The 6909-nt window shown below is 58.2% G+C and carries 4 protein-coding genes; 1 reads left to right on the forward strand and 3 read right to left on the reverse strand.

Going from position 1 to position 6909, the window contains the following annotated elements; all coding sequences use genetic code 11:
- Positions 1 to 116: 116 nt before the first annotated feature.
- Positions 117 to 3599: a GAF domain-containing protein gene (locus tag O2807_10070; protein MDA1000840.1), complete on the reverse strand. Its 3483-nt coding sequence runs from the start codon at positions 3597 to 3599 to the stop codon at positions 117 to 119.
- A 429-nt stretch (positions 3600 to 4028) separates the two neighbouring features.
- Here O2807_10070 and O2807_10075 point away from each other — a divergent pair, with 429 nt between their 5' ends.
- Entirely contained in the window at positions 4029 to 4742 is a 714-nt protein-coding gene (locus tag O2807_10075; protein ID MDA1000841.1) for a cyclase family protein, read from the forward strand.
- A gap of 295 nt (positions 4743 to 5037) precedes the next feature.
- Here the strand turns inward: O2807_10075 and O2807_10080 are convergent, their stop codons facing one another.
- Positions 5038 to 5976, reverse strand: coding sequence for a dihydrodipicolinate synthase family protein (locus O2807_10080; GenBank protein MDA1000842.1), 939 nt, complete (start codon positions 5974 to 5976; stop codon positions 5038 to 5040).
- 98 nt (positions 5977 to 6074) lie between these two features.
- On the reverse strand, positions 6075 to 6878 hold the full coding sequence (locus tag O2807_10085; GenBank protein MDA1000843.1) for an alpha/beta fold hydrolase: 804 nt from the start codon (positions 6876 to 6878) through the stop codon (positions 6075 to 6077).
- Positions 6879 to 6909: the final 31 nt, after the last annotated feature.

Consider the following 6909-nt stretch of genomic DNA (forward strand, 5'->3'; position numbering starts at 1 on the left):
GCCGGCCCCGGGCCGGCATTTTTTTGTTTTCCGCGGACAATGGAATTCCCCCGAAGGGGGAGGTGCCTCCCCCGCATCCTGCGCGGAGAAATGTGGGAGCGGGCGCTCTCGCCGGTTTACGTGGAGAGAGCCCGGGTCAACTCCTTTCGAAGAAGCGCGATATCCACGGGCTTGGACACAAAGCCCGTGGCGCCGGCCGAGAAGCAGCTTTCCCGATCCTCCGGCATGGCTTGGGCGCTGACCGCGATGATGGGAATGTCTCGAGTCTCCGCGTCGGCCTTTAGAATTCGGGTGGCTTCAAGTCCGTTCATGACCGGCATCCGCAGATCCATAATGACAATGTCCGGCTGTTCCGACCGTGCCATTTGAATCCCCGCTTCTCCATCGAACGCAGAGAGGACATTTCTCGCGCTTCGCATGAGGAGCCGCATGTACTCGTGGAGGTGCTGATGGTCGTCCACCACGAGCACGCTTTTCTTTGCCCAGGGTTCGTTGTCCCATGCGTTTTCTGACGAATCCCTCCCCGGGAGAGGCAGGGGGATGTGCTCTTCCGCGGTGTCGAGCGGAAGGCTGAAAGTGAAAACGCTGCCTTTTCCGGGCTGGCTTTCAAGCCAGATTCTGCCTCCATGGAACTCGACGAGCTTTTTGACGATGCCCAGCCCGATACCAAGGCCGCCGGCGTGCCCGCCGGTCTCGCTCTTGATCTGACGGAAACGCTCGAAAATCACCTCTCTTTTCTCCACCGGAATGCCGACTCCATCGTCCTCGACACTGATCCATATCTCGGACTCTTTGGCTTTGGTCCGAAGGTGGATGGCGCCGCCCTCCGGCGAGTACTTGATGGCGTTGTCGATCAGGTTGGTCAGTATCTGGGTCACCCGGGCGGAGTCGCAGCGCACTTCCCCGCAGGCGGCGTCGAGTTTGGTCTCAAGCGTGAAGTGTTCAGGGAGATGATCCCGGCGGGAGTCTCCGATAGAGGAAACGAGCGCGTTGATGGTGGTTCTGTGAAGCTCAAGGATTACTTTGCCAGTTTCGATCCGGTCCAGGTGGAGCAAATCATCGATCAAGTGGACCAGTTGATTGCCGGATTCCTTGATTTTCAGGGCATATTTGATGTTTGGGTTATCGCCCAGCGTCAATTCCAGCAGGTCGCTGAAGCCGATGACGGCGTTCAGAGGAGAGCGAAGCTCGTGACTCAAGTTTGAGAGGAATTCGCTTTTCGCAAGATTGGCTTTTTCCGCCTCTTCCTTGGCGAGCCGGAGAACTTCCTCGCTCCGCTTCTGTTCGCTGACATCCCGAACGATGGAAAGGGCAACGACGCGGCCCGCCAGCTCGAAATTCCGGGCGTGCACTTCGATCGGAAAGGTGGACCCGTCTTTCCTCTTGTGCACCCCATCGAGCGTTTCGGTTGTCCCGAAAGGGCGTGCGGCTCTTTTTTCCCGGATTTTATCGAACGGGTACTTGATCTCGATGTCGGATATTCTCATCGCCAGCAGCTCTTCGCGCGTATAGCCGAGACTGTCGCAGGCCCTGCGGTTGACATCGACAAATTTTCCCTCGGAATCGCTGACAAAAAGCGCATCCGGGGCGGATTCCACCAGGCTGCGGAATTTTTCCTCGCTCTCCCGAAGCGCATCCGCGGCCTGCCGCGCGGAGGAGAGGTCTTTATGAAATCCGGTGACGGCGATGATCTTTCCTTCTATATTTTTCACGGGGGACAGGGTGATCAATACCGGGACTTCCACGTCGTCCTTGCGCCGGTAATGCATCTCAAAGGTGAGCGAAACGCCCTCCGAGCGGACTTTGTGATATTTTTCCGCACTCATGAGCAACTCGCGCTCGGGGACTATCACCGCAGGGCTTTTCCCGAGCATCTCGATGCCCTGCCAGTGGTACAGGTTTTCCGCTCCGGAGTTCCAGAAGATGATTTTCCGCTCCAGGTCCGTAATGATGATGGCGTCGGCGGAATCGCCGACCACGCTCTGAAAGAAGCTGCGGCTTGTTTTTTCCTTTTCGTGAAGCTGCGCGTTTTCGATGGCGATGGCCGCCTGGGCCGCGAAAGCCGCGAGAACATCTACATCCTCGTCGAGGAATTGGTCTCGGTTCCGCGACGTGCAATTGATGATGCCGATCGTTCGCCCGGAGGATCTCAGGGGGTACCCCATAAAAGCATGTATCCCGTGCTTCCGGGCCCACTTTCGCGTTCTGACTACGGGTTCGTCCTGGATGTTGTGGGTGATATAAGGCTTTTCCGACCTGAAAGTTTTGCCTGCGAGGGTTTCGTCAAGACGGAAAGTGCGGCCTTCTTCTTCGGGATAGGGGATCGGGCCGGCGAACGCTTGGAGCTGAAGTTCGTTTTTCGCCTCGTCGCAGAGAAAAATGCGCGAATGATCGGCATCCAAGAGAGTGACCGCCGCCTGGGCGATGCTTTCCAGCGTATCTTTCAGGGACAACGACTCGGAAATCTTTTGATGGATTTTCGCCAGCGTATTCAGGCGGAAGGAGCGCTGCTCGGCGGACTGGTAGAGCGTGGCGTTGCGGATGGCGGGGCCGAGGTGTTGTGCGACGATCGTGATGAGGTCTTCGTGCTCGCGTGTGAAGGTGCCGACTTTTCTGCTGGCGAGCCCGAAATGGGCGAAGGCTTTTCCCTCGCGTAAAATGGGCACAAACAAAGCGCTTCGAAACCCGACCTTCGCCATCTCTTGTGCAGGTTCGAGATCGATCTCTCGGATGTCCGGACAGTTTTTTAGTGTATTCGTTTCATAAACCTCGAGGAAAAAGCCTTTCGGATCGTCCAGCCGGAACCGGCTGAACAAGGCGTCCGGAGTCACAAGCGCCGGAAGGTCAACGTCGGACTCAATGTGTAGATATTGATAACGGTTGGCTTTTTCGTTGGTGCGCGCAATAACGAATCTCTCGCAGGGAATCACGGTACGGATTTCTTGCGCGATTTTTTTGAACAGCTCCCCGGGTTCGAGCGGCGAGCCGGCGGCCTCGGCGATCTTGCCGACCAGGGCAAACTGCTTTACGCGGTTTTTTTCTTCTTCCAGCCGGATAATTTTTTCGATGGCGATGGAGGCGAGGGCTCCAATCGTAGAGGCGAGCTTTTTGTCTTCGGGAGAATATTCGCGAATTGAAAGATGATAGATAAACAGCGCGCCGAAGGGGGCGTCGTTGGTGCCCAGCGAAATGGCGCACGTAGTGCGATGTCCAGCTTTTACAATATGGTCGCGGTATTTTGCCCGAGGGTCGCTGGAGAGGTCAGAGACAATCTGCAACTTTTCTCCGCTCTCCATAATATCCTTGAGCAAGGGCGCTTTCTCTAGGTTTTCCACCTCCCGCATGTAATCTTCGGGGATGTTGTGGGAGGTGATGGTTTCGTGCGTCTTCGGCCCCTCGGCATAGAACCGGGAAACGAGCGACCTGTCGGCGCGGAGGACGCGGCAGGCTTCCTCGCAGATGGTGTTCAGAATGGCGGGGAGGCTTGTCTCCCGAAGGATTTTCTGGATGGAGACCGCCAGCGCCTCATAGGAGTCCGCCGCCTGTGCGCTGAGCACGGAGGCGCCGTTGGTGTAGTTTTTTGTTTCTTTGCCGGACATGTCTCTTCGCCCCCACCTTTCCCGGCCGATGCAGAACGATCCTTCGGCGGCGCGATGAAAGTACAATCCCATAATTTTCAATGATAACGGAGGCTCCCGTCAACGCCAGCCAGTTTGGCCTCGAAACAGTTTGTTCACGAAAGTAATTGTCCCGCCAGGAGATGGGAAGGCGCGATATGGCATTTGTGCCGCTCTCGGGGGCGTTCCGAGGGGATTGATGAATTTGCAGAACGCTTGCGGCGCGCCCGGGAAAGCCTTTAAATAGCTCTTGCCCCCCATTCGATACCTTATGGCTTGTCCTCGTTTTTTCCGGTATGAGTGAAAGCGGGTGATGTCCGGGCCGAAAACCATGCGGAGGAGGCGGGCCCTTCGCCGGCAGTGGAACATATTTCAGAATCGCTGGAATTTAAATTTAAAGGAGGACGCCGCATGTATGAGATCGTAGACCTCAGCCAGGAGATATACACCGGGCAGCCCCGTTTTCCGGGGCATCCCCCGACCGAGCTGAAGTTCATCGCCAACCACGGAAGGGTGGAGAATGAGCCCATCCAGCCCAAGGGGATGACCTACGCCGCGATGATTCTGAACATGTGCGACCACGGGCCGACCCACACCGATTCGGTGAGCCACATTGACGAGCGGCCCACGGCGCCGACCATCGAGAAATCGCCGCTCAGCAACTTCTTCACCCGGGGGATCGCGCTGGATTTCACCGGCCAGGTCGAGCCGCTCGAGGAGATCACCCTGAAGCAGCTCCAGGATGAGCTGGCGAAGACGGGCCTGACCCCCCCCGAGGGCGGCACCGTTCTTTTCACGGCGGGACATTTCAGGCGAACCTATCCGAAGGACCCCTACATTACGGACTATCCCGGCCTCAGCTACGAGGCGGCGGAGCTGCTCTACCGCGAGTGCGGCGTCATCAATATCGGCCAGGATGCGCCGAGCATCGACGCGGGAAAGAACACGGGCAAGCTCGAGTTTCCCTGCCATCTGCTGTGCCGCGAGCTCCAGCGGCACAATACGGAAAACCTTTGCAACATCGAGGAGGTGGCCGGGAAGGAATTTCTCTACGCCGGCCTCCCGCTCCGCATCCGCGAGGGCTCCGGCTCTCCCGTGCGGGCGGTAGCGGTGCTGAACATCTAGTGAGGGGTGCGGCAGAGATCAGGGGAGGAAGGCGACCGCCATCGCGATGACGATGATGGTGGTGCACAGGGCCGCGAAACCGAGCGGGGTGAGGATGGTGTTTTTCTTCATCCGGGAGTTCCTTTCGCGTTTGTTTGGCGTACATCTGATTGGACGCGGCGGGGTTCCCGGCCGGGGTTTTTGTCTGTAAACCGCTATAAATCAAAGAAATGGAAGCCAACGGCCGTTCCGGCCCAGCAGGTGGCGGGGCAGGCTCCCGCGAACCCCTCGCTGCCAATTCCTTGTCATCGAGCGCTCAGCCGTTCTTGACCTCAATCTCGGCGAATTCGAGGGCTTTTTGAATGCGCTTTAGGGTGTCCTTGCCAGGAACCTGGAGGGGGGCTCGCACCGCCATCGAGGGGAGTTTTCCCGACAGATAGAGAGCGGCCTTCATCCGCGGGACCATGTTGATCATGGGCGGCTCGAAGATGACGCGGGCAAGGCGGTCGATCTTCTCGTGGAGTTCTTTTGCATGGGCGATATTGCCCTCCCTGACGGCATTGAACATTCCCACGATGAGCTCCGGGCACAGGGTGTGAAAGATCAGAAGGGTACCGTCTGCACCGGCCAGAAAGTTGTAAAAGAGGATGGTATCGTTTCCCGTCAGGATGGCGACGTCCCGATCCAGCTCCCGGACGCCGTGGAGATTTTTCTCGAAGCTGGCGGTGGCCCAGGTTGTGTCCTTCACTCCGACCACGCCCGGTATCTGGCAGACCTCGCGCACAATCTCGGTCGTGTAATTCACGCCGGAATAAGCGCCCATCACAAAGAAGATCATCGGGAGATCCACAGCTTCCAGGACCTCCTCGCAGAAGCGGCGCACCAGCGGCCCGTCAATCCCCCACGAGAACCAGCAGGGGGCCATCATCAAAGAAGCGTCCGCCCCGCGCTCCTGCGAGTCGCTGCTAACCCGGATGGCTCCCTCGGTGGTGTCCGGATACGGGGAAATGCCGGCTACGGTGAGGTGGCCGCGCGGCTTCGCGGTCCGCGCCACGATTTCAACCACTTGCATGCGCTCCTCATAGGTGAGGCTATCCCCCTCGCCCGCATGGGCGTTCACGACAAAACCGCTCATGAGGCCCGTCTCAGCCAATTCGGCGACCTGGGTTTCGAGGCCCTCCCGATCGATCTCTCCACTCTTTGTGAACGGAACCACGCAAGCGGCCAGGTGGCGGTAGCGCTCTGCATTCGTCATCGTGGGGCTCCTTCTCTTCGGTTGTTCATTCCCTCATCCCGTGGTCCGTATCTCAAAGCCCTTGGTCGGCGTATTTTCACCGATCCGGCGCGGCTTGGCTATTCGTGCTTGGCGATAAATTCGCGAATATCGCTGTTGAATTTATCCGCATAGACCATATAGAAGAAATGCCCGCCGTCCTCGTACAATTTCAGCTCGGCGCCCGGAATGGCTTCGGCAAGCTGCTCCGAGTAGTAGGGGGGGCAGACGGCGTCGTTCTTCGCCCCGATCACAATGACCGGAACCCGGATCTGGCCCAGCCGGTCCAGCTGATCGTGCGCGATAATGCTGTCAATCCGCTCCGCGGCGACCTCGGGGGAGGAGGCGTCGGCAATGAGCTGCTTTTCTTTTTCGAGTATCTCATCGTAGTGATCCGTGAAATATTTCGGGTCGTTCAGTGTGGTTGAAGTCAGACGGGTAAGGGCTTCGGTGCCCAGACTGAGAAGGAAAAGCTTGCGCATCTCGAACTGGCGGATGAAAAAATGGTCGGATTTCGGCCAAGAGCAGCAGATGGCCGCGCTCCGGACCCGCTCCGGGTGATCGATGCAGAGAACCTGGATGGTCGCTCCGCCGGTGGAGGTGCCGACCAGGTGGGCTTCCTTGATCCCGGCGTCGTCCATGATCGCGACCACATCGGCCGCCATGTTTTCGACGCTGTAGACGCCGAGCGGCTGGGCGCTCTTTCCCGTCCCCCGGTGATCGTGGAGCACGACGGGTCTCTCTTTGGAAAACGGCACGGCCTGCTTCATGCAGGCGGAGCGCATGCCGTTCAGGCCGGCGATAAAAAAAATCGGAAGACCCGGCCCCTCCGCGTTCATGATTTCATAGAAAATATCGACGCCGCCGGAATTCACTACAGCCATGTTTCCTCCTTCATCTTAGGTGTTCATGATC

This window comes from bacterium, assembly GCA_027622355.1.
Lineage (GTDB): Bacteria > UBA8248 > UBA8248 > UBA8248 > UBA8248 > JAQBZT01.

Bases quoted from the DNA above. Each gene is read 5' to 3' on its own strand.
- O2807_10075 (MDA1000841.1), top strand. From the start codon at position 4,029: ATGTATGAGATCGTAGACCTCAGCCAGGAGATATACACCGGGCAGCCC.
- O2807_10085 (MDA1000843.1), bottom strand. From the start codon at position 6,878: ATGGCTGTAGTGAATTCCGGCGGCGTCGATATTTTCTATGAAATCATG.
- O2807_10080 (MDA1000842.1), bottom strand. From the start codon at position 5,976: ATGACGAATGCAGAGCGCTACCGCCACCTGGCCGCTTGCGTGGTTCCG.
- O2807_10070 (MDA1000840.1), bottom strand. From the start codon at position 3,599: ATGTCCGGCAAAGAAACAAAAAACTACACCAACGGCGCCTCCGTGCTC.